Source organism: Streptomyces sp. NPDC054757 (assembly GCF_053612185.1).
Window position 1 is genome coordinate 461,431 of the sequence record NZ_JBSHBW010000002.1, and the last position, 20,331, is coordinate 481,761.

Sequence of the window (20,331 nt, forward strand, 5' to 3'; positions counted from 1 at the left end):
TACGGTGCTGCTCATGGCACAGGTATCCATCGGGAACAGTGAGTTCGACCGCGACACCGCAGTCACCCGTCGTGAAGAAGGCGTCTACGAGGCGGAGCTCTCCGCGGGCTGGACCATCATCCAGGCGGTCAACGGCGGCTATCTGCTGGCCCTGATCGGCCGCGCGCTGGGCGACGCGCTCCCGCACCCCGACCCGTTCTCGGTCTCCGCGCACTATGTGACCGCCTCCCGTCCGGGCCCCGCGGTGATCAGGGTCAAGACCGTCCGCAGCGGCCGCACGCTCTCCACGGGGCAGGCGTCGCTCTTCCAGTACGCGGAGGACGGCACCGAGGTCGAACGGATCCGGGTGCTCGCCTCGTACGGCGACCTGGACGCGCTCTCCGACGAGGTACGCACCACGGCGAAGCCGCCGTCCATCCCGCCCATCGAGCAGTGCCTGGGCTCCGAAGACGGTCCGGCGCCCATTCCCGGCTCATCCGCGATCACGGACCGCCTGAGGGTGAAGCTGGACCCGGCCACCTGCGGCTGGGCGGTGGGCGCGCCGTCCGGCAAGGGGGAGATGCGTGCGTGGTTCGGCCTCGCCGACGGGCGCGACGCGGATCCGCTCTCGCTGCTGCTGACGGTGGACGCGCTGCCGCCGACCGCCTTCGAGCTCGGCCTCAAGGGCTGGGTGCCCACGGTCGAACTGACGACCCACATCCGGTGCCGCCCCGCGCCGGGCCCGCTCCGGGTGTCGATCGTCACGCGCAACCTCGCCGGGGGCTTCCTGGAGGAGGACGCCGAGGTCTGGGACAGCGCGGACCGGCTGGTCGCCCAGTCCCGGCAGCTGGCGCTGGCGCCGCGGGGGTAGCGGGACGGCGGGGACGGGGGCGGGATGGTGGCCGCGGCTCGGCCGGTCCGGTTCCTCGGCTCCCGCCCCTCCCGGCTCCCGGTTCCTCGGCTCCTGCCCCACTCGGCCCCGTCCCCGCGGTCGGGGCAGTGCCTCGGTCGGGCCAGTGCCTCAGTCGAGCCAGTGCTGCCGCCCCAGGCTGACCAGCCGCATCTGACGCCGGGCCATGTCCCGGGCCCGCTCCGACGCCTCGGGCCCCTCCTCCGCCGCCTCCAGCAGGACCGAAGCGGTCATCACCATGTGATCCACATAGACGGCCGCCAGCATCAGCAGGTCGTCGTCGCTCCACAGCGCGGACCGCGGTTCGTCCGCGAACGCCGCCGCCACCTCCCGTGTGAACAGCCGCAGTTGCGCCGCTATCGCCGCGCGCACCGGCTGGACGCCGCCATGCCGTTCGCGGGCGATGAACCGGACGTGCGCCGGATGCGTGCGGACCAGCGCGGCGATCAGGCCGACCGTAGTGTCGATACGCGCCTCGCTGTCGCCGGTCTCCGCGAGTGTCGCGGCGATCAGCCCGTGCAGTGAGCCCAGGGCCTCCTCGACGAGCGCGACCCCGAGGTCGGCGGTGTCCCGGAAGTGCCGGTAGAAGGCGGTCGGCGCGACACCCACCGCGCGGGTCACCTCACGCAGCCCGAGGCTGGACAGGCTCTGCTCCTCCAGCAGGCCCAGCGCCGCGTCCAGGAGGGCCTGGCGGGTCTTCTGCTTCTGGACCTGGCGGAGGCCCACGGTGTGACTCATGCCATTCAGTAAACAACCGTTCTCCGCCGAAGGGAAGCGTAGACTCAGTAGTCAGTGAACAGTCGTACTCACAATTGTTCACTCAACCGAGCCGTGCGTGCGCCGGACAGGGCGCACCGAAAGGACAGTGATGATTGCCCTCGTCGCGCTTCTCCTCGTCTTCGGAGTCGTGCTGGGTGCCGTGGCCCACTTCCCGCTCTCCGTGTCCCTGGTCGCCGCGGCCGTCATCGGCGCCTGGCTGGCCGTGTTCGCCGTGCGCGAGCGTCTCGGCCGCCGGCGCTTCACCGGGCGCCTCGGCAAGTAAGCGCCCGGCAAGCAACCCGGCCCACACCACGTAAAGGGAGCTGCATCATGGAACTCACCGCTTCGGCCCGGACCCGGACCGGCACCCGCGACGCCGACGGCATGGCCGTCGCCGCGTTCGTGCTCGGCCTGCTGGGTCTGCTTGTGCTGAACATCGTTCTCGGCCCCACGGCCATCGTGCTGGCCGGCCTCGCGCTGTGGCGCGGCACGGCCCGCCGCGGCCGTGCCCTGCTCGGCCTCGCGCTCGGCGTGGCCGACCTGGTGGTGCTGGCCACCGTCTTCACCTCCAGCGGCGCCGTCATCTGGAACTTCGGCGGCTGACGTCCGGAACTCCGGTGGCTGACGTCCGGAACTCCGGCGGCCGACGGCCAACGACCGGAACCCGGCGGCCGGGCTGCCGTGCGCCGCTCACCGGGGGAGTGCGGCGGGGAGACCTCTCCGGTGCTCGTAGAATCGTGCGCACCATGGCATACCTCGACCACGCTGCGACCACTCCCATGCTTCCGGAGGCGGTCGAGGCGATGACCGCCCAGCTCACCGTCGTCGGCAACGCCTCGTCGCTGCACGCCGCCGGGCGGCGGGCCCGGCGTACCGTCGAGGAAGCCCGGGAGGCCCTCGCGGAATCACTCGGCGCGCGCCCCAGCGAGGTGGTCTTCACCGCGGGCGGCACCGAGGCCGACAACCTCGCAGTCAAGGGCCTCTTCTGGGCCCGCCGCGACGCCGAACCGCGCAGGAACCGGGTGCTGGTCAGCCCGGTCGAGCACCACGCCGTCCTGGACGCCGTCGACTGGCTGGGCGAGCACGAGGGCGCGACGGTCGAATACCTCCCGGTCGACGGCTACGGCCGGGTCCACCCCGAGTCCCTGCGCGCGGCGATCGAACGGGACCCGTCCGATGTCGCGCTCGCCACCGTGATGTGGGCCAACAACGAGATCGGCACCGTCATGCCGGTCCGTGAACTGGCCGACGTCGCAGCCGAGTTCGGTATCCCGCTGCACGCCGACGCGGTACAGGCGTACGGCCAGCTCCCGCTGGATTTCGCGGCGTCGGGCCTGGCCGCGATGACCGTGTCGGGCCACAAGGTCGGCGGCCCCTACGGCGTCGGAGCCCTGCTGCTCGGCCGTGAGTACACCCCCGTGCCCGTTCTGCACGGCGGGGGACAGGAGCGCCATGTGCGCTCCGGGACGCTCGACGTGCCGGCCATAGCCTCTTTCGCCGTGGCGGGAACACTGGCCGCGGAGCGCCGCGAGACCTTCGCCCGGGAGGTCGGCGCACTGCGCGACGGACTGATCGACGCGGTACGGTCCACGGTCCCCACGGCCATCCTGGGCGGCGACCCGGTGAACCGCCTCCCCGCCAACGCCCACTTCACCTTCCCGGGCTGCGAGGGCGACTCCCTGCTGCTCCTGCTGGACGCCCAGGACATCGCCTGCTCCACCGGATCCGCCTGCACGGCGGGGGTGGCACAGCCCAGCCATGTCCTTCTGGCCACGGGCACAGACCCGGACCTGGCCCGCGGCACACTCCGGTTCTCACTGGGACACACCTCTACCGCGGCGGACGTCGCCGCGGTGGCGGAGGCGATCGGCCCGGCGGTGGAACGGGCCAGGTCGGCCGGGCTGAGCTGAGGCGGGCTCCTCCGAGATGCGCAGGGCGGGCCGCTCCGGCCAGGGGCGCGCCGGGGTCAGCTGAGGCGGGCTCCTGCGGCCAGGGGTGCCGGGGTGGCCCGGGGTGCTGGTCCAGTGCAGGGGCGCGGTTACGGTTTGTGCTGCTCCCGAGCCTCGCGCACCAGCCGTACGTACCAGGCCCAGTCCCAGTAGGGCCCCGGGTCCGTGTGGTCGGCGCCCGGCACCTCCACATGCCCGATGATGTGCCTCCGGTCCACGGGTATCCCGTACCGCGAGCAGATGTCCGCGGTCAGCCGGGCGGACGACCGGTACATGGCGTCCGTGAACGACGAGGCCCGGTCCACGAACCCCTCGTGCTCTATCCCGATGCTGCGTTCGTTGTAGGCGCGGTTTCCCGCATGGAACGCCACATCCAGCTCCCGGACCGTCTGCGCCACCTTCCCGTCCCTGCGGAGCACGTAGTGAGCGGCGGCCGCGTGGGCCGGATCCGCGAAGACCCGGAGTGCCATCGCATAACTGCCCTGGACGGTATGGATGACAACCCGGTCGACTGCATAGTCATGAGGCCGGTCGGCGACCCGGTAATTCGCCGGGGAGGCCGCCGCCCACTGCGCTCCCGCGAAATCGACCGCAGGGCTCTCGCCGGGCCTTCCGCCGCCGGAGAGCCGGTCCCAGACGTGCGACAGCTCGCCCCTGCCCAGCGCCGTGGCACCCGCCGCTGCGCCCAGCCCGCCGACCAGCAGGGCCCGGCGGCCCATGCGCCGGTCCCTGTCGCCACCCGTACGTTCCATGTGTGCCTCAACGCATCCGTGCGAGCGCGGGATTCCCCCGTGCCCGTACCCTGGTACGGCTATGACTCAGACACCCCAGAGCCCCCGCCCCCGACCCCTCCGGGTACTGGCCGCGATGTCCGGCGGTGTGGACTCCGCCGTTGCCGCCGCCCGCGCCGCCGAGGCCGGGCACGACGTGACCGGTGTGCACCTGGCGCTCTCCGCCAATCCACAGTCGTTCCGTACCGGCGCGCGTGGCTGCTGCACCATCGAGGACTCCCGCGACGCCCGTCGCGCGGCCGACGTCATCGGTATCCCCTTCTATATCTGGGACCTGGCCGAGCGATTCCGTGAGGACGTCGTGGACGACTTCGTCGCGGAGTACGAGGCGGGCCGCACCCCCAACCCGTGTCTGCGCTGCAACGAGAAGATCAAGTTCGCCGCGCTGCTCGACAAGGCCCTCGCGCTCGGCTTCGACGCGGTCTGCACCGGCCACTACGCCACGGTCGTCCGCAACGAGGACGGCTCACGCGAGATGCACCGGGCATCCGACATGGCCAAGGACCAGTCGTACGTCCTCGGGGTGCTGGACGAGCGCCAGCTCGCGCACGCCATGTTCCCGCTCGGTGACACGCTGACCACCAAGGACGAGATCAGGGCCGAGGCAGAGCGCCGTGGGCTGGCCGTCGCCAAGAAGCCGGACAGCCACGACATCTGCTTCATCGCGGACGGCGACACCCAGGGCTTCCTCGCCGCACGGCTCGGCACCGCCGAGGGCGACATCGTGGACGAGGCGGGCACGAAGGTCGGCAGCCACGAAGGTGCCTTCGGCTTCACCATCGGCCAGCGCAAGGGCCTGCGCATCGGCCACCCCGCCCCGGACGGCAAGCCGCGCTACGTTCTCGACATCTCCCCGGTCGACAACACGGTCACGGTGGGCCCGGCCGAGGCCCTGGACGTCACCGCGCTCACCGCGATCAAGCCCCGCTGGTGCGGAGACGCCCCGGTCGGCGCCGGTACGTACACCGCCCAGCTGCGGGCGCACGGCGGCGAGACGCCGGTCACGGCCGAGCTGGTGGAGGGCGGCACCCTCCATGTCACGTTCGACGAGCCGGTACGGGGCGTTGCGCCCGGCCAGGCGATCGTGCTCTACGACGGCACACGCGTCGTGGGCTCGGCGACGATCGCCACGACCGACCGCTCATCCCGGCAGGCGCCGCTTCGAGAGGCCGAGACCGCCGCGCCCTGAGGCCACCGGCACCGCCGGATCCAACGGGCCCCGGGCTGACCGACACCGTCAGCCACGCCCCGGGGCCGCCGGAGCCTCAGATCTCCTCGCCTCAGACCGCCTCGCTCGGTACCGCCTCGGTGTCGTAGAAGCAGAAGTGGTCCTTGATCCGGGCGACTTGGGGCAGCGGCTCCGGGTACGCCCAGACGAGGTCGGCTGCTCCGGGCAGCGACCAGTAGGACGCGTCTCCCTTGAAGGGGCAGTGGGTGTGGGTGTCCGAGGGGGTCAGCAGCTCGGTGCGGACATCCTCCGGCGGGAGGTAGTAACGCACCGGAAGCCCTGTCTCGTGCAGCAGCAGGGGGCGGCTGCTCTCCGCCAGGACACGGCCCTCGCGGACCACCCGTACATGATCGGTACCTTGCTCAACGGTGATGCGATGTCCAGTCGTCATATGTGATTCAGCGCATCCGACCCGGAACTTCTTCCCCGCGGGCTGCCTCTACCGTGGACGCATGAACATCTGTGTCTTCCTCTCCGCCGCCGATCTCGACGAGCGCTACACCCGCCCCGCCCGTGAATTCGCCGAGCTGCTCGGCAGGGGCGGCCACACCCTGGTCTGGGGCGGCTCGGAGAGCGGTCTGATGAAGGTGGTGGCCGACGGCGTACAGGAGACCGGCGGACGGCTCGTCGGGGTGTCGGTGGACTTCCTCGCGGCCAGGGCCCGTACCAACGCCGACGAGATGGTGATCGCATCCGATCTGGCCGAGCGTAAGGCGCTGCTGCTCGCCAAGGCCGACGCGGTGGTGATCATGGTGGGAGGAACCGGCACGCTGGACGAGGCCACCGAGATCCTGGAGCTGAAGAAGCACGGAAAGACCACGAAGCCGGTGGTCCTGCTCAACGCAGACGGCTTCTACGACGGACTGAAGCAGCAGTTCCAGCGGATGGAGGACGAGGGGTTCCTTCCCATTCCCCTCACTGACCTGGTCTTCTTCGCTGAGGACGGGGTAGCCGCGCTGGCCTACCTGGAGGAGTCGCAGGGCGTCCAGTAGTGCGACGATGGGGTCCATGGCTACACATGTGATCACTGGTGCCGGTTCCGGCATTGGCGCTGCTGTCGCGCGCCGTCTCCATGAGCGCGGCGACCACCTCGTCGTCGTGGCGCGTGACGCGGGGCGCGCCAAGGAGCTCGCCGGACGCTTCCCGGGCGCGTCGACCCTCGTCGCCGACCTGGCGAACCCCGACCGCATCTCCTGGGCGCTCGACAAGCAGACGATGCCCGGACAGGTCGACTCGCTGCTGCATATCGCGGGCATCGTCGATCTCTCTCCCGTCGCCGAGCTGCGTCCTCCGACCTGGCACCAGCAGCTGAACACCAACCTCATCGCTCCGGCCGAGCTGACCCGGCTGATGCTCCCGCAGTTGCGGACCGTCCAGGGCCAGGTCCTCTTCGTCAATTCCGGCGCGGGCCTCAACGCCCATGCGGAGTGGGCTGCTTACGCCGCCGCCAAACACGGTCTGAAGGCCCTGGCCGACGCCCTGCGCCAGGAGGAACGCGCCAACGGCGTCCGGGTCACATCCGTCTACCCCGGCCGTACGGCGAGCCCCATGCAGGCGAAGATCCACTCGCAGGAGGGCAAGGAGTACCGTGCGGAAGGCCTGATCGACCCGGAGTCGGTCGCCACCACCATCCTGACGGCCCTGGACCTCCCGCGTGACGCGGAGATCAACGATGTGACGGTGCGGGCAGGACGCTGACAGCGCTGACAGCGGGGAGCGTCCCGCCCGCCAGCCGGACAGACCCTAGCCGGACGGACCACCAGCCGGACGGACCACCAGCCGTGCACCGGCGCAGCGGTGCACGGCAGTGGACCCCGGGTCCGTGGCCCCTCGGTGGCGGGACCCGGCTACCTGTCGGAGGCCGCGTCCCGGTCCGCCCGTGCGGCTGCGGAGTCGGCGGCGTCCAGCTTCTTCTCCATCTCCGCCGCGCTCTCGCCGCTTCGGTGGGACGGAGTCGCCGTGGGCGCTTTCGTCCCACCGGAGCCGTGCCCCGCGCAACCCGCAGTGAGGGCGGTGAGCAGTGCGAGGGCCGACGCGGCGGAGGACATCGCGAAGCGCCGCCGCCCGGAGCGCCCGGATGCTGTCATCAACTGCTCGCCGTGTTACTGCCGGACGCGCTGGGGCTCGCGCCCTCACTCTTCTTCTGGGCGTTCTTCCTTCCGTTGTCGTTGGCCGCGCACCACGTCTTGACGTCCTTCAGGTCGTCCTGCCGCTGCTTCACCGCCGTGAGCAGCGCCTTCCGCGTGGTGAGACGGTGGCCGAGGTAGGTCGAGATGGCGGAGTCGTCCCTGGCCTTCGCGTTTTGGACCCGCTTCTCCAGGCGCTGCACGGATCCGACGACGTTCGCGCCCCCGTCCAGGCGCTTCAGCGCCCGGGCCAGCCGTTTGTCGACCTTGGGCAGACGCTTGCAGATCTGCCGGGCGCCGTCGCCCTTCGGAGTGTGGGCCGCCGGCGCGGCGGCGAGGGCGGTTGTGGTGGAGCCGGCCAGCAGGGCGGCCGCGGCCAGGCCGACCACGGCGGCCCGCCTGCGGTGTGCGGTGACGGGGAGCATGAAAGCCTCCTGATGTCGGTTGCTGCCGCCACGGTCGCGACGGCCGACGGCGACGCTAGAGACGTTCTTTGGGAAAATCCTGTGGGGGCGCGGTCGGTGGCGGCGGTGGCGGTGTCTGCCGCCACGGCGGCACCCGCGAATCGGATGGTGCGGATGGCGGGGGCGGCGTTGGGAGCAGGGGCGTCGCCGGCGGTCCGGATGATGCCGGTGGCGCGGGTGGTGCGTGAGGTATCGGCAGCCCGGACACTGCCGGTGGCGCGGTCGGCCGTTCCGCCGTGGCTGCCAGCCAGTTGTGCCGTTCCTGCCTCGGCGGCGCGTCCGTGCCCGCGGGAAGGCGCACGGTGATGCGGCAGCCCGGCCCGTCCGGCCGCTCTCCGGCCCACACCGTGCCCCGGTGCAGGGCCGCCTGCTGGGCGACGAGCGTCAGCCCGAGACCGCTGCCCGTACTGCCGGGTCCGCGACTGAACCGCGTGAATACCACCTGGCGTTCCTCCAGCGGGATGCCCGGCCCGCGGTCGTCCACGACGAGGACCAGCCCGTCGGCGTCCCGGTCGAGTACGACGTCGATCTCGGCCGGGCGGTCGGGGCCGCGGCCGTGGGCCAGCGCGTTGGCCAGCAGATTGTCCAGCATCAGACGCAGACCCGGCTCCCAGCCCTGGAAGCCGGGGACCGTCTCGGCCTCCAGGCGTATGACAGCGTCCGGGGCGCGCCTGCGGGCCTCGGCGACGGCCGCCCCGGCGATCTCCGCGACGTCCGTGTCGAGGAAGGCGTCGGCCTCCACGAGATCGGCGCGGCCCAGCGCCCGCAGTTCGTCCAGCAGGCGACGCAACCGCGCGTGCTCCGCGTGCAGTTCGTCCACGATGTCCGCCCGGTCCGCGTCCGGCAGGTCCCGGTGTGCCTGGAGGATGTCGAGGTTGGTGCCCATGGACATCAGCGGGGTGCGCATCTCGTGCGATGCCGCGGAGGAGAACGAGCGCGCCGTGTCCAGGGCTTGGGTGGTACGCACCGCCTGCTCGTCGTAGCGGGCGAGCACGGTGCGCACGGTCGCGGCCAGATCGTCCACTTCCCGGGTGCCGGTCGGCCGGTGGTGGAACCTGGCGGTGCTGGTACGGGGGTCGAGCCCGTTGGTGGCCCGCTGGAGACGCCGCAGCGGCCGGGTGGCTCCGGTGGCGAGCGCCCAGCCCACCGCGCCGCCGAGCGGCGCTGCGAGGATCGCCGCCATCGCCACACGCCTCCGTACAAGGCTCAGTTGGGTACGTGCCGCCGTGTCCGGCGAGAAGACCCACAGGGTGCCGGAGACCCCGGCCCTGCCGGTGGCGACAGGCCGGGAAAGCGCCCGCCACTGCCGCCCCTGACCGCGCACGGTGACGGGTCTGTGCGCCCCCTGGGGCAGTTGCACGCCGGGGCCGGGCTGCGGCCCGCCCGAGAACGTGCCCTCGGGGCCCGTGACCCGGACCCCCACGTCGAGCGCGGCGGCGTAGAGCCGGCGCGCCCGTGCCTGCTCCACAGGATCGGGGCGGTCCGCCGCCGCGGCCTTCAGCACGGTCCGCACCTCGGGGACCACGGCGGCGGCCCGGTCTCGCAGGTGCTGGTCCTGTTCGTGGTGGAGGTCACGCGAGACGAACTGGAGCAGCAGCCAGCCCGAGGCGATGACGAGCAGCGGAAGGGTGAGGCCGACGGCGAGGGCGAGCCGGGTGGAGAGCCTCATGAGCCGCCACCCTGTTCCCGCAGGACGAACCCGACCCCGCGCACGGTGTGGAGCAGCCGGGGAAGCCCGTCCGCCTCCAGCTTGCGCCGCAGATAGCTGACGAAGGTGTCGACGGCGTCGCTGCGCACCTCGGCGTCGTACCCCCAGACGCGTTCCAGCAACTGGTCGCGGGTGAGGACGAGACCGGCATTGCGTGCGAGGCACTCCAGGAGTTCGAACTCGCGCCGGGTCAGGTCCAGAGCCCGGCCGTCCCGCAGCGCGGTGCGCGCGGCGGGGTCGAGGACGAGGTCCGCCACGTGCACCGTGCCGAGGCCCGTCGGCGGCCTGCGGCGCAGCAGGGCGTGCAGGCGCAGCACCAGTTCCTGGAGAGCGAACGGCTTGACCAGGTAGTCGTCCCCGCCCGCCTGGAGACCGGCGATCCGGTCGGCCGTCTCGTCCAGTGCGGAGAGCATCAGGACCGGCAGGTCGGCGCCCTCGGCACGGAGCGCGGCGCAGACCTCCGTACCGGAGAGCCCGGGCATGGAGACGTCGAGTACGAGGACATCGGGCGGGGCAGCGCGTACCGCGGCGAGTGCCGCCTCTCCGTCTGCCGCGGTCCGGGTACGAAAACCGTTCAGGCGCAGCCCTCGGTCGAGGGATCTGCGGGTGGCCGCGTCGTCGTCCACGACCAGCACGTTCCCGGAACTGCCGTACGGGTCCATGTGCTCTCCTTCCTCTTCTTCGTCTACCCGGCCGCTGAACCTGGGCTTACCGGCTGCCCTCGTCTGTGCCACGGCACCTCCACTGCCGGAGCGGCCGCCGACGACTCCGGCGATGATCAGCCAGACGGAACCTCCTGGTCGGCCAGGGTGACCTGGTTTTCGGGGGAGACCAGGAAGCCGGCCCAGCCCACCCTGACCACGCCGTACTGCGCGCCGATGACAGCCATCCTGCTCCCGGCGAGGTCCTCCGCACTCGTGTAGAGGGAAGCGGGCAGCTCGGCCCGGTGCAGCTCACGGCCGGTCCGCGCGTCCCGTACGAGCAACTGTGCCGAACCCGGAGCCTTCTGCTGCTTCGCCTCCAGCGGGGGCCGGTACTGGGGTATGTACGTCCGGCCGTCGCTGGTCCGGGGAAACCCCAGTGCATACCCCTTCTTCGCCTTCACGGTCCACAGCACCTTGCTGCTGCTGTCGTCGCTCACCCGCCGTGCGGTGAAAGTGGTGTCGTCGTCGGAGCCGAGGATGACCATCCCGTCACTGACGCTGCGCAGATACAGGTGGTGCGAGAGGAAGGCCGAATGCACCCGGGGCTGTGACCCCGACACGTCCACCGTGACCAGGGAGCCGACTGGCGTGAGGGTGACCAGGGTGTGGTCCCCGAGCCGTCCGTAGTCGAGATACGGGTCCCGGAGGTGCCAGCGCGACCGGCCGTTGGCCGGATCGAGTCCGTACAGCCCGTCCTCCGACCCGGAGCAGTGTCTGGCGTCGAACGCCTCGGTATCCGCCAGGTCCACCGGGGGCCGGTAGTCCCACCGTTCGCATCCCCTGGGCGGGGCGAGGGACCAGAGCTTCTTCCCGTTCCGTGCCGACAGGCCGGTCAGCCGGTCCTGCTGGTTGATGACCACGGTGCCCCCGGCCCGCCAGACGCGGTCCTGGGAGTCCTCCCTGACCTTCCCAGCCACCTTCGTGTGCCAACCGGGCTTCCCGCTGCGCAGATCCACTGAGACCGCGAGTCCGTCGTCGTACCAGAGGACCACCGCGCCGCCCCCGACGACCGACTCCGATATCAGCGCGGCCTTCTCGCGCCCGTACTGCCAGTAGGTCCGGCCCGTACGGACGTTGTCCGCCGTGATGCCGTCGTTCCGCTCGTGCAGAGCCAGCCCGTCGACGACCACCGGCGAAGCGTCTCCACCACTCGGCAGCACCCGGCCGGGCCGCTCGGGTGCGGCGGTGCCCAGTGCGGTGGGGAAGGCGCCATGTGTGCCACTGATCTGCTCGTGGTAACGGGTGAGATACGTGTACGTCTGCCATCCGCCGATCGCGAGGGCCAGTACGGTCACCACGGTCGTCAGCCTGATCCATCTGCCACGAATCCAGCCGCCCGCGGCGCGTGCCGACTGGGCCGGTGTGCGCCGTATCCGCGGAACGGCGTACCGGTCGTGCGCCGGTGGCCCCGAAGCGGCCTCCTTATTATCGTCGCCGGAATTCCACGTCCAGCCGTCCAGCCGTTCCTTCATCGGTCTCCCCCTTGACGCCCGTCCGCTGATGCCTGTCTGCCGAACCCGCCCGCGACGGTACTCACCGATACATACACCGCCCGGCCCGGCCCGGTTCCGCCCGGGACCTCTCGTACGCTTCGGGGGTGAGTGAGAAGAGCGAGTTCAGCTGGGGTCCTGCCACCGCGATCGGGTCCATGCCCGGCGGGGACGCGCGGGAGAGCGTGAAAACCGTCGTCGGGACCTTCGAGGACTTCCCCTGTCTGCCGGAGCTGCCGGCGCGCGGGCCCGGCGCGGACATGACCGGGCGCACCCTCGGGATGCTCGTCGACATGTACGCGCACGTGGAGCCCAGCGGCTGGCGGGTGAGCGACCGGCCGGGCCGCGACACCAGGCGGGCACGCTCCTGGCTCGGCGAGGACCTCGACGCGCTGGAGGAGTTCACCCAGGGGTACGAGGGGCTGCTCAAGGTCCAGGCGGTCGGTCCCTGGACGCTGGCCGCGGGGCTCGAACTGCGGGGCGGAGAGGCCGCACTCGGGGACCCGGGGGCCTGCCGGGACATCGCCGCGTCGCTCGCCGAGGGGCTGCGCGCCCACCTGGCCGAGGTGCGGCGCCGGGTGCCAGGTGCCCGGGTGGTGCTCCAGCTCGACGAACCGTCACTGGTCCCCGTACTGCGTGGCCGGATCAGGACGGCCAGCGGATACCGGACACACCGGGCCGTCGACAGGCAGCTGGCCGAGAGCGCGCTGCGGGACGTGATGGCGGTCGCCGACGGAGCCGCGATCGTGCACACCTGCGCGCCGGAGGTGCCGTTCGCCCTGCTGCGGCGGGCCGGCGCCTCCGGTATCTCGTTCGATTTCAGCCTCCTCACCGAGCGTGATGAGGAGGCGGTCGGGGAGGCTGTGGAGGGCGGCACACAGCTCTTCGCCGGTGTGGTGCCGGGCACTGACACCGCATTGTCGGACCCTGCCGGTAGCGTCATGGGTGTCAGGAAGCTGTGGCGCAGGCTGGGGCTGAATCCGGGGACTCTCGCCGAGTCGCTGGTGCTCACTCCGGCGTGCGGGCTCGCGGGCGCTTCACCCGGGTACGCCCGCACGGCACTCGCCCACTGCGCCCGCGCGGCGAGATCACTCGCCGACAACCCTGAGTAGCGGGATCGGTTTCATCAACGGGAGGACGAGACGGTGGCTGTCGAACAGCAAGGTGCGGTGCCGGCGGAGGCACGGGAGCACCACGCCCAGCTGGCCGAGCAGATCGAGGAGCACCGCTTCCGGTACTACGTGAGGGACCAGCCCGTCGTCAGCGACGCCGAGTTCGACACGCAGCTGCGTGCGCTGGAGGCCCTGGAGGAGCAGTACCCGGAGCTGCGCACCCCGGACTCACCGACGCAGAAGGTCGCCGGGGCGTACGAGACGGAGTTCACCTCCGTGCAGCACCGCGACCGGATGCAGTCCCTGGACAACGCCTTCGACGAGGAGGAACTCGCCGCCTGGGCGGAGCGGGTGGCGCGCGAAGTCGGCTCGCCCGGCTACCACTTCCTGTGCGAGCTCAAGGTGGACGGCCTCGCGGTCAACCTCACGTACGAGCACGGCAGGCTGGTCCGGGCCGCCACCCGCGGTGACGGGCGCACCGGCGAGGACATCACGCCCAACGTCCTGACGATCGAGGACATCCCGCACCGGCTGCGCGGCGAGCGGGTCCCGGAGTTGGTGGAGATCCGGGGCGAGGTGTACTTCCCGATGGAAGCCTTCGAGGGGCTCAACGCCCGGCTGGTGGAGGCCGGTGACAAGCCCTTCGCCAACCCGCGCAACGCGGCGGCCGGTTCGCTGCGCCAGAAGGACCCGAAGGTCACCGCGACCCGCCCGCTGCACATGGTCGTCCACGGTATCGGCGCCAGGGAGGGCTTCGACATCGACTGCCTGTCCCATGCGTACGAGCTGCTGCACGAGTGGGGCCTGCCGACCGCCAAGCACAACAAGGTGGTGGACGACCTCGCGGGCGCCCGCGACTTCATCGCGTACTTCGGCGAGAACCGGCACTCCGTGGAGCACGAGATCGACGGCGTGGTCATCAAGCTGGACGAGATCCCGCTCCAGGGGCGGCTCGGCTCCACCTCACGGGCACCGCGCTGGGCCATCGCCTGGAAGTACGCGCCGGAGGAGGTCAACACCAAGCTGGTCAACATCCGTGTGGGCGTGGGGCGTACGGGCAGGGTCACGCCGTACGCACAGGTCGAGCCGGTCACTGTGGCGGGTTCCGAGGTCGAGTTCGCGACCCTCCACAACCAGGACGTGGTGAAGGCCAAGGGTGTGCTCATCGGCGACACCGTGGTGCTGCGCAAGGCCGGTGACGTCATCCCCGAGATCCTCGGCCCGGTCGTGGACCTGCGGGACGGCAGTGAGCGGGAGTTCGTGATGCCCGCCGAGTGCCCCGAGTGCGGTACGGCGCTGCGGGCGATGAAGGAGGCCGATATCGACCTCCGCTGCCCCAACGCCCGTTCCTGCCCCGCCCAGCTGCGTGAGCGGCTCTTCTACCTCGCGGGCCGCAAGTCCCTGGACATCGAGAACTTCGGCTATGTCGCCGCCGCCGCGCTCACCCAGCCGCTGGAACCGCCCGAGCCGCCGCTCAGGGACGAGGGCGACCTCTTCGACCTCACCATCGAGCAGTTGCTGCCCATCAAGGCGTACGTCCTCGACCAGGACAGCGGTCTCCCCAAGAGGGACCCGAAGACAGGTGAGGAGAAGATCGCCACGGTCTTCGCCAACCAGCAGGGCGAGCCCAGGAAGAACGCGCTCGCGATGCTGGAGAACATCGCGGCAGCCAAGGAGCGACCGCTCGCGCGGGTGATCACCGGCCTGTCGATCCGTCATGTGGGCCCGGTGGCGGCGGAGGCGCTGGCACGTGAGTTCCGTTCCGTCGAGCGGATCGAGCAGGCCACGGAGGAGGAGCTGGCCGCCGTGGAGGGCGTCGGGCCGACCATCGCCGCCTCGCTCAAGCAGTGGTTCGAGGAGGACTGGCACCGCGAGATCCTCCGCAAGTGGCGGGCCGCGGGCGTCCGTATGGAGGACGAGGCCGGTGCGGACGAGGGGCCCCGACCGCTGGACGGGCTGACGGTGGTCGTCACCGGGACCCTGAAGCACCACACACGGGATGGCGCGAAAGAGGCTCTCCAGAGCCTCGGGGCGAAGGTCACCGGTTCCGTTTCCAAGAAGACCGCGTTCGTGGTGGTCGGCGAGAGCCCCGGTTCGAAATACGACAAAGCGGTGCAGCTGAAGGTCCCCGTACTGGACGAGGAGGGCTTCGCTGTGCTGCTCGAACAAGGCCCTGACGCGGCCAGGGAGGCCGCGGTGGCGGCGGAGGAGTAACGGAGGAGGGGCGAGGGCGGTGGGGCCAACCTCACCCGTTCGGCCCATAGCAGATGGTTCGGGACGGTCAGGTCGCATTCGGGCAAGACCTGCAGAGCGCTGCCCGTCGGAGCCTTCCGCGGCCTACTGTTGACTGAGTGCGCCCGTCGCCCTCGGCTGCAATGGGTCTGCCCTGCTCTTCTGGAGATTCTTCCTCTGGAGTTTCTTCCCGAGTCCGGGACAAGATATGAGCCGTGACGGCATGACAGCGGGCCATCACGTGCAGGGGCACCGCCGGCTGTGAGAGGGACGGGCATGAAACCGACCGAGAGCGCCGATCCCGGGTCGCGGGTGCGCGGTTTCGCGCAGCTCGCCCACTCCGTGGCGAGGCTGCCCGCTTTCCCGTTCGTCGTGGGACTGGCCGCACTGGTCCTGGTGACGGGACTGTTACAGGCCGTCAGTGACGACCGCGCACTGTTTCCCGACGGCACGGCGGGCTGGGCGCTGGCCGTCCTGACCGGCATCATCGTGGGCCACCTGGTCGCGCTCGGCCGCGACCGGTGGTGGGGCGGCACCGGTTCCGGCGCCGCCCTCACCCTTGCCGTCCTGTTGCTGTACGGCTGGCTGCCCGCGGCACTGGTCAGTCTGGCCGTCGTCGTCCTCGTCGGGGCCGCCCGCAGCAACCGCTGGCGGCAGGGGCTGCTGCACGGAGCATCCGACATCCTGGGCATCGGCGCCGCTGCCCTCGTCCTCGCCGCGTTCGGCGAGACCCCCACGGTCGAACACCCCTGGCAGCCACTCGGCTGGGGGATCGGCTCCGCGGTGGAGATCGTACTGGCGGCCGTCGCCTATATGGCCGTGGTCCGAACGCTGCTCTGGTCCGCGGTGCCGCCGCCCAGCCGCAGCCTGCCCACGGTCACCCGTACGGCGCTCGTCAGGCAAGGCCTCGTCGGTGTCGCGCTGCTCGGAATCGCTCCGCTGATCTGTGTGGTCGCGGTCTCCCTGCCGCTGCTGCTGCCGCTCTTCGCGGTGCCGCTGATCGCCCTGGACTCCACGCTGTGGATCGCCAGGGCCCGCGCCGAGGAGCAGCTGCGCGACCCGCTGACCGGACTGCCCAACCGCCAGTGGCTGCTGGAGCGAACCTGGGCCGCGCTGGCGGAGGCGGAGAACGGCGGATACCGGTCGTCACTGGTGCTGATCGACCTCGACCGGTTCCGCTCGGTCAATGACACGCTCGGGCATCTCGCGGGCGACCGGCTGCTGTTGCAGATAGCGGAACGGCTGCGGTTCGCCCTGCCGCGCGGCGCGGAGGTCGCCCGTCTCGGCGGAGACGAGTTCGCCGTGCTGCTCCCGGCTGCCGACTCGGCGACGAGCGTGATGCGTATCGCACGGCATCTGGTGGCCGAGCTGAGCTCACCGCTCGACCTCGACGGACTGACGCTGGTACTGGAGGCGAGCGCCGGCGTCTCGGTCTTCCCCGACCACGCGCTCGACGCCGAGGGGCTGCTCCAACGTGCCGACGTGGCGATGTACCAGGCCAAGCGGGACCGCACGGGTGTCGAGGTGTACGAGTCGAAGCGGGACTCCAACACCCCCGACCGGCTCGGGCTGCTCGGCGATCTGCGGCGCGCCCTCGATGCGGGCGATGTGGAGCTGCACTACCAGCCGAAGGTCCGGTTCGACGGCCAGGTGGCCGGTCTTGAGGCACTGGTCCGCTGGGTCCACCCGGAGCGTGGCAGGGTCCCCCCGGACGAGTTCATCGCCATCGCCGAGTCGTCGGGGCTGATGCCGCATCTCACCGAGTACGTCCTGGAGACGGCACTGGCCCAGGTCGCCAAGTGGCGCCAGCAGGGGCTGAAGGTCCCGGTGGCGGTCAATGTCTCGCCGCGCGATGTGCACACCCCCGGTTTCGCCGGGGCGGTGGCCGCGCGGCTGGCCAGACACGGGGTGCCGCCGGGCGCTCTGCAACTGGAGATAACCGAGCATGTCCTGCTGGAGGATCCGCAGCGGGCCGCGGACACATTGGCCGGGCTGACCGCCCACGGCGTGAAGATGTCCCTGGACGACTTCGGCACCGGATACTCGTCCCTGGTCCATCTGCGGCGGCTCCCGGTGAGCGAGCTGAAGATCGACCGGTCGTTCGTGGCCCGGCTCCCGGTGGACAACGAGGACGCCGAAATCGTTCGCTGCACGGTCGACCTGGCCCACTCGCTCGGCCTGATCGTCGTGGCCGAGGGCGTCGAGGACGACGAGACCTGGGAGCGGCTCCGCGACCTGGGCTGTGATGCGGTACAGGGCTGGCTGGTGGCGGCCGCGATGCCTCCGCACGAGGCCACCGCGTGGCTGCTGGCCCGGGGTTCCCGGGGATGGCAGCGGCCTGCGGAGCTCGCCGCCGCTGCGGCCGCGGAGAAGGAGAAGCTGTTGTCGGGCCAGGTGGCACTGCACAGCCGGCCGGGACCGCGGCAGGACCCGCGCCCGTAGCCGCCCCGCAGCCGTACTCTCGGCGTCGGGCCGGCAACAGGGCGCCGCGGACCACGACCACGGACCACGGACCACGAGCAGGGCATCAGGCCGGCAACAGGGCCCCGCGGACCATGAGCAGACCGTGCAGAGGGCAGCTGCGCTTCTGGCCCGGCTCCGCCCCCGCGACAACCCTCGGTCTCCTGCCCTTACGGCCGCCATCGCAAGCCGCCGCACGCGGCCCAGGGCACGCCACCGGGCGGCCCTGTGGTGTCCGGCCGACGGTCTTTCAGGAGGGGCAGAACCGTCTCCGGGGCGTCCTCGGCGAAACCGTTTAGTGGCCACGGGCCCCGGCCCCATAGGATTGGGCCAAAATCCACACACTCACCCCTGAGGATCGCTGCATGCCTGGCATCACGCGCGAGGAGGTCGCCCACCTCGCACGGCTGGCACGTCTGGAGCTGAAGGACGAAGAGCTCGACCACTTCGCCGGACAGCTCGACGACATTCTCGGCGCGGTCGCCCGCGTCTCCGAGGTCGCCGACCAAGACGTACCGCCGACCTCCCACCCGCTGCCGCTGACGAATGTCATGCGCGCGGACGAGGTCCGTCCGTCGCTCACCCCGGAGCAGGCCCTCTCCGGTGCACCGGCCCAGGAGCAGCGGCGTTTCAAGGTGCCGCAGATCCTGGGGGAGGACTAACCCATGACGGACATCAACATCATCAAGCTCACCGCCGCCGAGATCGCCGAGAAGATCGCTTCCGGTGAGCTCACGGCCGTCGAGGTCACCGAGGCGCATCTCGCCCGCATCGCGGCCGTCGACGAGAAGGTCAACGCCTTCCTGCACATCGACCGCGAGGGGGCGCTCGCGCAGGCCCGCGCGGTCGACGCCAAGCGGGCGAACGGTGAGAAGCTCGGACCGCTGGCCGGCGTGCCCCTGGCGCTGAAGGACATCTTCACCACCGAGGGCGTCCCGACCACCGTCGGCTCCAAGATCCTCGAAGGCTGGCTCCCGCCGTACGACGCGACCGTCACGAAGCGTCTCAAGGCCGCCGACGTCGTCATCCTCGGCAAGACCAACATGGACGAGTTCGCCATGGGTTCCTCGACCGAGAACAGCGCCTACGGGCCCACCGGCAACCCCTGGGACCTCACCCGTATCCCCGGCGGCTCCGGCGGCGGCTCGTCCGCCGCGCTGGCCGCCTACGAGGCCCCGCTGGCCATCGGTACGGACACCGGCGGCTCCATCCGCCAGCCCGCGGCCGTCACCGGCACCGTGGGCGTCAAGCCGACCTACGGCGGGGTCTCCCGCTACGGCATGGTGGCGTTCTCGTCCTCCCTCGACCAGGGCGGTCCCTGCGCCCGTACGGTCCTGGACGCGGCCCTGCTGCACGAGGCCATCGCCGGACACGACCCGCTCGACTCGACCTCCATCGACGCCCCGGTCCCGCCGGTCGTCGACGCCGCACGCAACGGCTCGGTCGCCGGGCTGCGCGTCGGTGTCGTCAAGCAGTTCCGCGGAGAGGGCTACCAGGCCGGGGTCATCCAGCGTTTCGACGAGTCCGTCGAGCTCCTCAGGGGCCTCGGCGCCGACATCGTGGAACTGGACTGCCCCTCCTTCGACCTGGCGCTCTCCGCGTACTACCTGATCGCCCCCTCGGAGTGCAGCTCCAACCTGGCCCGCTTCGACGCCATGCGCTACGGCCTGCGGGTCGGCGACGACGGTACGAAGTCGGCCGAGGACGTCACCGCGCTCTCCCGTGAGGCCGGATTCGGCGACGAGGTCAAGCGCCGCATCATCCTCGGCACGTACGCCCTCAGCTCCGGCTACTACGACGCGTACTACGGCAGCGCCCAGAAGGTCCGCACCCTCATCACCCGGGACTTCGAGAAGGCATTCGGGGAGGGCGGCGTCGATGTGATCGTCTCACCGACCACGCCGACCACCGCCTTCCCGATCGGTGAGCGCGCCGACGACCCGATGGCGATGTACCTCGCCGACCTGTGCACCATTCCGACCAACCTGGCCGGCAACTCCGCCATGTCGCTGCCCTGCGGCCTGGCGCCCGAGGACGGGCTGCCGGTCGGCCTGCAGATCATCGCCCCCGCCATGAAGGACGACCGGCTGTACAAGGTCGGAGCTGCCGTCGAGGCCGCCTTCGTGGAAAGGTGGGGGCACCCGCTGCTTGAGGAGGCTCCGTCGCTGTGAGTGCTGTCAGCAAGGCCAAGGGATTCAAGAAGTCCAAGGCCGGTACGTACCTGTCCATCGGAACCACTGCCTTCGGTGCGCTGAACGTGATCAAGCAGGCCAAGAAGGCCCGCACCGAGAACGACACGCTCCGTCTGGTCGACGCCGTTGTCTCCGCCGCCGCCATCGCCACCGGCATCGCCCTGCTCGTGCGTGAGCTGAAGCGGCTCGGCGACGACGACGTCCTGCTGGGCTGAGAGGGAAAGTCT

Annotated in this window: 21 protein-coding genes; 13 read left to right on the forward strand and 8 right to left on the reverse strand. The window is 71.0% G+C overall.

Features of this window, described 5'->3' with window-relative positions; all coding sequences use genetic code 11:
- The first annotated feature begins 13 nt into the window (after positions 1-13).
- Positions 14-850 (forward strand): thioesterase family protein, encoded by an 837-nt coding sequence (locus ACWGKJ_RS04820; RefSeq protein WP_385017649.1) that lies wholly within the window; start codon positions 14-16, stop codon positions 848-850.
- Positions 851-1,000: 150 nt separating this feature from the next.
- Here ACWGKJ_RS04820 and ACWGKJ_RS04825 read toward each other — a convergent pair whose 3' ends face one another.
- Entirely contained in the window at positions 1,001-1,627 is a 627-nt protein-coding gene (locus ACWGKJ_RS04825) for a TetR family transcriptional regulator (RefSeq protein WP_385017652.1), read from the reverse strand.
- Positions 1,628-1,757: 130 nt separating this feature from the next.
- On the opposite strand from ACWGKJ_RS04825, the gene ACWGKJ_RS04830 reads away from it, so the two are divergent.
- From ACWGKJ_RS04830 to ACWGKJ_RS04840, 3 genes are all read left to right on the forward strand, one after another.
- Positions 1,758-1,931: a hypothetical protein gene (locus ACWGKJ_RS04830; RefSeq protein WP_385017655.1), complete on the forward strand. Its 174-nt coding sequence runs from the start codon at positions 1,758-1,760 to the stop codon at positions 1,929-1,931.
- Positions 1,932-1,978: 47 nt separating this feature from the next.
- A complete protein-coding gene (locus tag ACWGKJ_RS04835) occupies positions 1,979-2,251 on the forward strand; it encodes a DUF4190 domain-containing protein (RefSeq protein WP_385017658.1) in 273 nt (90 codons plus the stop codon).
- Positions 2,252-2,394: 143 nt separating this feature from the next.
- Positions 2,395-3,558 (forward strand): cysteine desulfurase family protein, encoded by a 1,164-nt coding sequence (locus ACWGKJ_RS04840; protein ID WP_385017661.1) that lies wholly within the window; start codon positions 2,395-2,397, stop codon positions 3,556-3,558.
- 128 nt (positions 3,559-3,686) lie between these two features.
- Here the strand turns inward: ACWGKJ_RS04840 and ACWGKJ_RS04845 are convergent, their stop codons facing one another.
- Positions 3,687-4,349, reverse strand: a complete 663-nt coding sequence (locus ACWGKJ_RS04845) for an N-acetylmuramoyl-L-alanine amidase (RefSeq protein WP_385017664.1) — start codon at positions 4,347-4,349, stop codon at positions 3,687-3,689.
- Between the two features lie 61 nt (positions 4,350-4,410).
- Between ACWGKJ_RS04845 and mnmA the strand changes: the two genes are divergently transcribed.
- On the forward strand, positions 4,411-5,577 hold the full coding sequence (gene mnmA / locus ACWGKJ_RS04850; RefSeq protein WP_385017667.1) for a tRNA 2-thiouridine(34) synthase MnmA: 1,167 nt from the start codon (positions 4,411-4,413) through the stop codon (positions 5,575-5,577).
- 91 nt (positions 5,578-5,668) lie between these two features.
- Here mnmA and ACWGKJ_RS04855 read toward each other — a convergent pair whose 3' ends face one another.
- A complete protein-coding gene (locus ACWGKJ_RS04855; protein WP_385017670.1) occupies positions 5,669-6,007 on the reverse strand; it encodes a DUF427 domain-containing protein in 339 nt (112 codons plus the stop codon).
- Between the two features lie 61 nt (positions 6,008-6,068).
- On the opposite strand from ACWGKJ_RS04855, the gene ACWGKJ_RS04860 reads away from it, so the two are divergent.
- Positions 6,069-6,608 (forward strand): LOG family protein, encoded by a 540-nt coding sequence (locus ACWGKJ_RS04860; RefSeq protein ID WP_385017673.1) that lies wholly within the window; start codon positions 6,069-6,071, stop codon positions 6,606-6,608.
- Between the two features lie 7 nt (positions 6,609-6,615).
- On the forward strand, positions 6,616-7,314 hold the full coding sequence (locus ACWGKJ_RS04865) for an SDR family oxidoreductase (protein WP_385017675.1): 699 nt from the start codon (positions 6,616-6,618) through the stop codon (positions 7,312-7,314).
- A 149-nt stretch (positions 7,315-7,463) separates the two neighbouring features.
- Here the strand turns inward: ACWGKJ_RS04865 and ACWGKJ_RS04870 are convergent, their stop codons facing one another.
- The 5 genes from ACWGKJ_RS04870 to ACWGKJ_RS04890 all read right to left on the reverse strand — a co-directional run bounded on the left by ACWGKJ_RS04870 (position 7,464) and on the right by ACWGKJ_RS04890 (position 12,090).
- The gene (locus ACWGKJ_RS04870; RefSeq protein WP_385017678.1) at positions 7,464-7,703 is read right to left on the reverse strand and encodes a hypothetical protein; all 240 of its coding nucleotides are present in this window, start codon (positions 7,701-7,703) and stop codon (positions 7,464-7,466) included.
- Positions 7,703-8,167 carry a hypothetical protein gene (locus ACWGKJ_RS04875; protein ID WP_385017681.1) on the reverse strand — a complete coding sequence of 155 codons (465 nt, stop codon included), beginning with the start codon at positions 8,165-8,167 and terminating at the stop codon, positions 7,703-7,705. The genes ACWGKJ_RS04870 and ACWGKJ_RS04875 overlap by 1 nt, the downstream gene beginning before the upstream one ends.
- A 55-nt stretch (positions 8,168-8,222) precedes the next feature.
- Positions 8,223-9,875: a sensor histidine kinase gene (locus ACWGKJ_RS04880; protein WP_385017684.1), complete on the reverse strand. Its 1,653-nt coding sequence runs from the start codon at positions 9,873-9,875 to the stop codon at positions 8,223-8,225.
- Entirely contained in the window at positions 9,872-10,576 is a 705-nt protein-coding gene (locus ACWGKJ_RS04885; protein ID WP_385017687.1) for a response regulator transcription factor, read from the reverse strand. The genes ACWGKJ_RS04880 and ACWGKJ_RS04885 overlap by 4 nt, the downstream gene beginning before the upstream one ends.
- 116 nt (positions 10,577-10,692) lie before the next feature.
- Positions 10,693-12,090, reverse strand: a complete 1,398-nt coding sequence (locus ACWGKJ_RS04890; protein ID WP_385017689.1) for an outer membrane protein assembly factor BamB family protein — start codon at positions 12,088-12,090, stop codon at positions 10,693-10,695.
- 125 nt (positions 12,091-12,215) lie between these two features.
- Here ACWGKJ_RS04890 and ACWGKJ_RS04895 point away from each other — a divergent pair, with 125 nt between their 5' ends.
- The 6 genes from ACWGKJ_RS04895 (at position 12,216) to ACWGKJ_RS04920 (ending at position 20,319) form a co-directional block, all read left to right on the forward strand.
- Positions 12,216-13,220, forward strand: coding sequence for a methionine synthase (locus tag ACWGKJ_RS04895; protein WP_385017692.1), 1,005 nt, complete (start codon positions 12,216-12,218; stop codon positions 13,218-13,220).
- Between the two features lie 33 nt (positions 13,221-13,253).
- Positions 13,254-15,434: an NAD-dependent DNA ligase LigA gene (gene ligA / locus ACWGKJ_RS04900; RefSeq protein WP_385017695.1), complete on the forward strand. Its 2,181-nt coding sequence runs from the start codon at positions 13,254-13,256 to the stop codon at positions 15,432-15,434.
- Positions 15,435-15,728: 294 nt separating this feature from the next.
- Entirely contained in the window at positions 15,729-17,894 is a 2,166-nt protein-coding gene (locus tag ACWGKJ_RS04905; RefSeq protein ID WP_385017698.1) for a putative bifunctional diguanylate cyclase/phosphodiesterase, read from the forward strand.
- Positions 17,895-18,277: 383 nt separating this feature from the next.
- Positions 18,278-18,574 carry an Asp-tRNA(Asn)/Glu-tRNA(Gln) amidotransferase subunit GatC gene (gatC, locus tag ACWGKJ_RS04910; protein WP_266852761.1) on the forward strand — a complete coding sequence of 99 codons (297 nt, stop codon included), beginning with the start codon at positions 18,278-18,280 and terminating at the stop codon, positions 18,572-18,574.
- Between the two features lie 3 nt (positions 18,575-18,577).
- The gene (gatA, locus tag ACWGKJ_RS04915; RefSeq protein WP_385017702.1) at positions 18,578-20,083 is read left to right on the forward strand and encodes an Asp-tRNA(Asn)/Glu-tRNA(Gln) amidotransferase subunit GatA; all 1,506 of its coding nucleotides are present in this window, start codon (positions 18,578-18,580) and stop codon (positions 20,081-20,083) included.
- Positions 20,080-20,319: a hypothetical protein gene (locus tag ACWGKJ_RS04920; protein WP_385017705.1), complete on the forward strand. Its 240-nt coding sequence runs from the start codon at positions 20,080-20,082 to the stop codon at positions 20,317-20,319. The genes gatA and ACWGKJ_RS04920 overlap by 4 nt, the downstream gene beginning before the upstream one ends.
- Positions 20,320-20,331: the final 12 nt, after the last annotated feature.

Excerpts from the sequence above, each read along its gene's own strand:
- ACWGKJ_RS04820 (WP_385017649.1), top strand. The coding sequence starts at position 14 with ATGGCACAGGTATCCATCGGGAACAGTGAGTTCGACCGCGACACCGCA.
- ACWGKJ_RS04825 (WP_385017652.1), bottom strand. The coding sequence starts at position 1,627 with ATGAGTCACACCGTGGGCCTCCGCCAGGTCCAGAAGCAGAAGACCCGC.
- ACWGKJ_RS04830 (WP_385017655.1), top strand. The coding sequence starts at position 1,758 with ATGATTGCCCTCGTCGCGCTTCTCCTCGTCTTCGGAGTCGTGCTGGGT.
- ACWGKJ_RS04835 (WP_385017658.1), top strand. The coding sequence starts at position 1,979 with ATGGAACTCACCGCTTCGGCCCGGACCCGGACCGGCACCCGCGACGCC.
- ACWGKJ_RS04840 (WP_385017661.1), top strand. The coding sequence starts at position 2,395 with ATGGCATACCTCGACCACGCTGCGACCACTCCCATGCTTCCGGAGGCG.
- ACWGKJ_RS04845 (WP_385017664.1), bottom strand. The coding sequence starts at position 4,349 with ATGGAACGTACGGGTGGCGACAGGGACCGGCGCATGGGCCGCCGGGCC.
- mnmA (WP_385017667.1), top strand. The coding sequence starts at position 4,411 with ATGACTCAGACACCCCAGAGCCCCCGCCCCCGACCCCTCCGGGTACTG.
- ACWGKJ_RS04855 (WP_385017670.1), bottom strand. The coding sequence starts at position 6,007 with ATGACGACTGGACATCGCATCACCGTTGAGCAAGGTACCGATCATGTA.
- ACWGKJ_RS04860 (WP_385017673.1), top strand. The coding sequence starts at position 6,069 with ATGAACATCTGTGTCTTCCTCTCCGCCGCCGATCTCGACGAGCGCTAC.
- ACWGKJ_RS04865 (WP_385017675.1), top strand. The coding sequence starts at position 6,616 with ATGGGGTCCATGGCTACACATGTGATCACTGGTGCCGGTTCCGGCATT.
- ACWGKJ_RS04870 (WP_385017678.1), bottom strand. The coding sequence starts at position 7,703 with ATGACAGCATCCGGGCGCTCCGGGCGGCGGCGCTTCGCGATGTCCTCC.
- ACWGKJ_RS04875 (WP_385017681.1), bottom strand. The coding sequence starts at position 8,167 with ATGCTCCCCGTCACCGCACACCGCAGGCGGGCCGCCGTGGTCGGCCTG.
- ACWGKJ_RS04880 (WP_385017684.1), bottom strand. The coding sequence starts at position 9,875 with ATGAGGCTCTCCACCCGGCTCGCCCTCGCCGTCGGCCTCACCCTTCCG.
- ACWGKJ_RS04885 (WP_385017687.1), bottom strand. The coding sequence starts at position 10,576 with ATGGACCCGTACGGCAGTTCCGGGAACGTGCTGGTCGTGGACGACGAC.
- ACWGKJ_RS04890 (WP_385017689.1), bottom strand. The coding sequence starts at position 12,090 with ATGAAGGAACGGCTGGACGGCTGGACGTGGAATTCCGGCGACGATAAT.
- ACWGKJ_RS04905 (WP_385017698.1), top strand. The coding sequence starts at position 15,729 with ATGAAACCGACCGAGAGCGCCGATCCCGGGTCGCGGGTGCGCGGTTTC.
- gatC (WP_266852761.1), top strand. The coding sequence starts at position 18,278 with ATGCCTGGCATCACGCGCGAGGAGGTCGCCCACCTCGCACGGCTGGCA.
- gatA (WP_385017702.1), top strand. The coding sequence starts at position 18,578 with ATGACGGACATCAACATCATCAAGCTCACCGCCGCCGAGATCGCCGAG.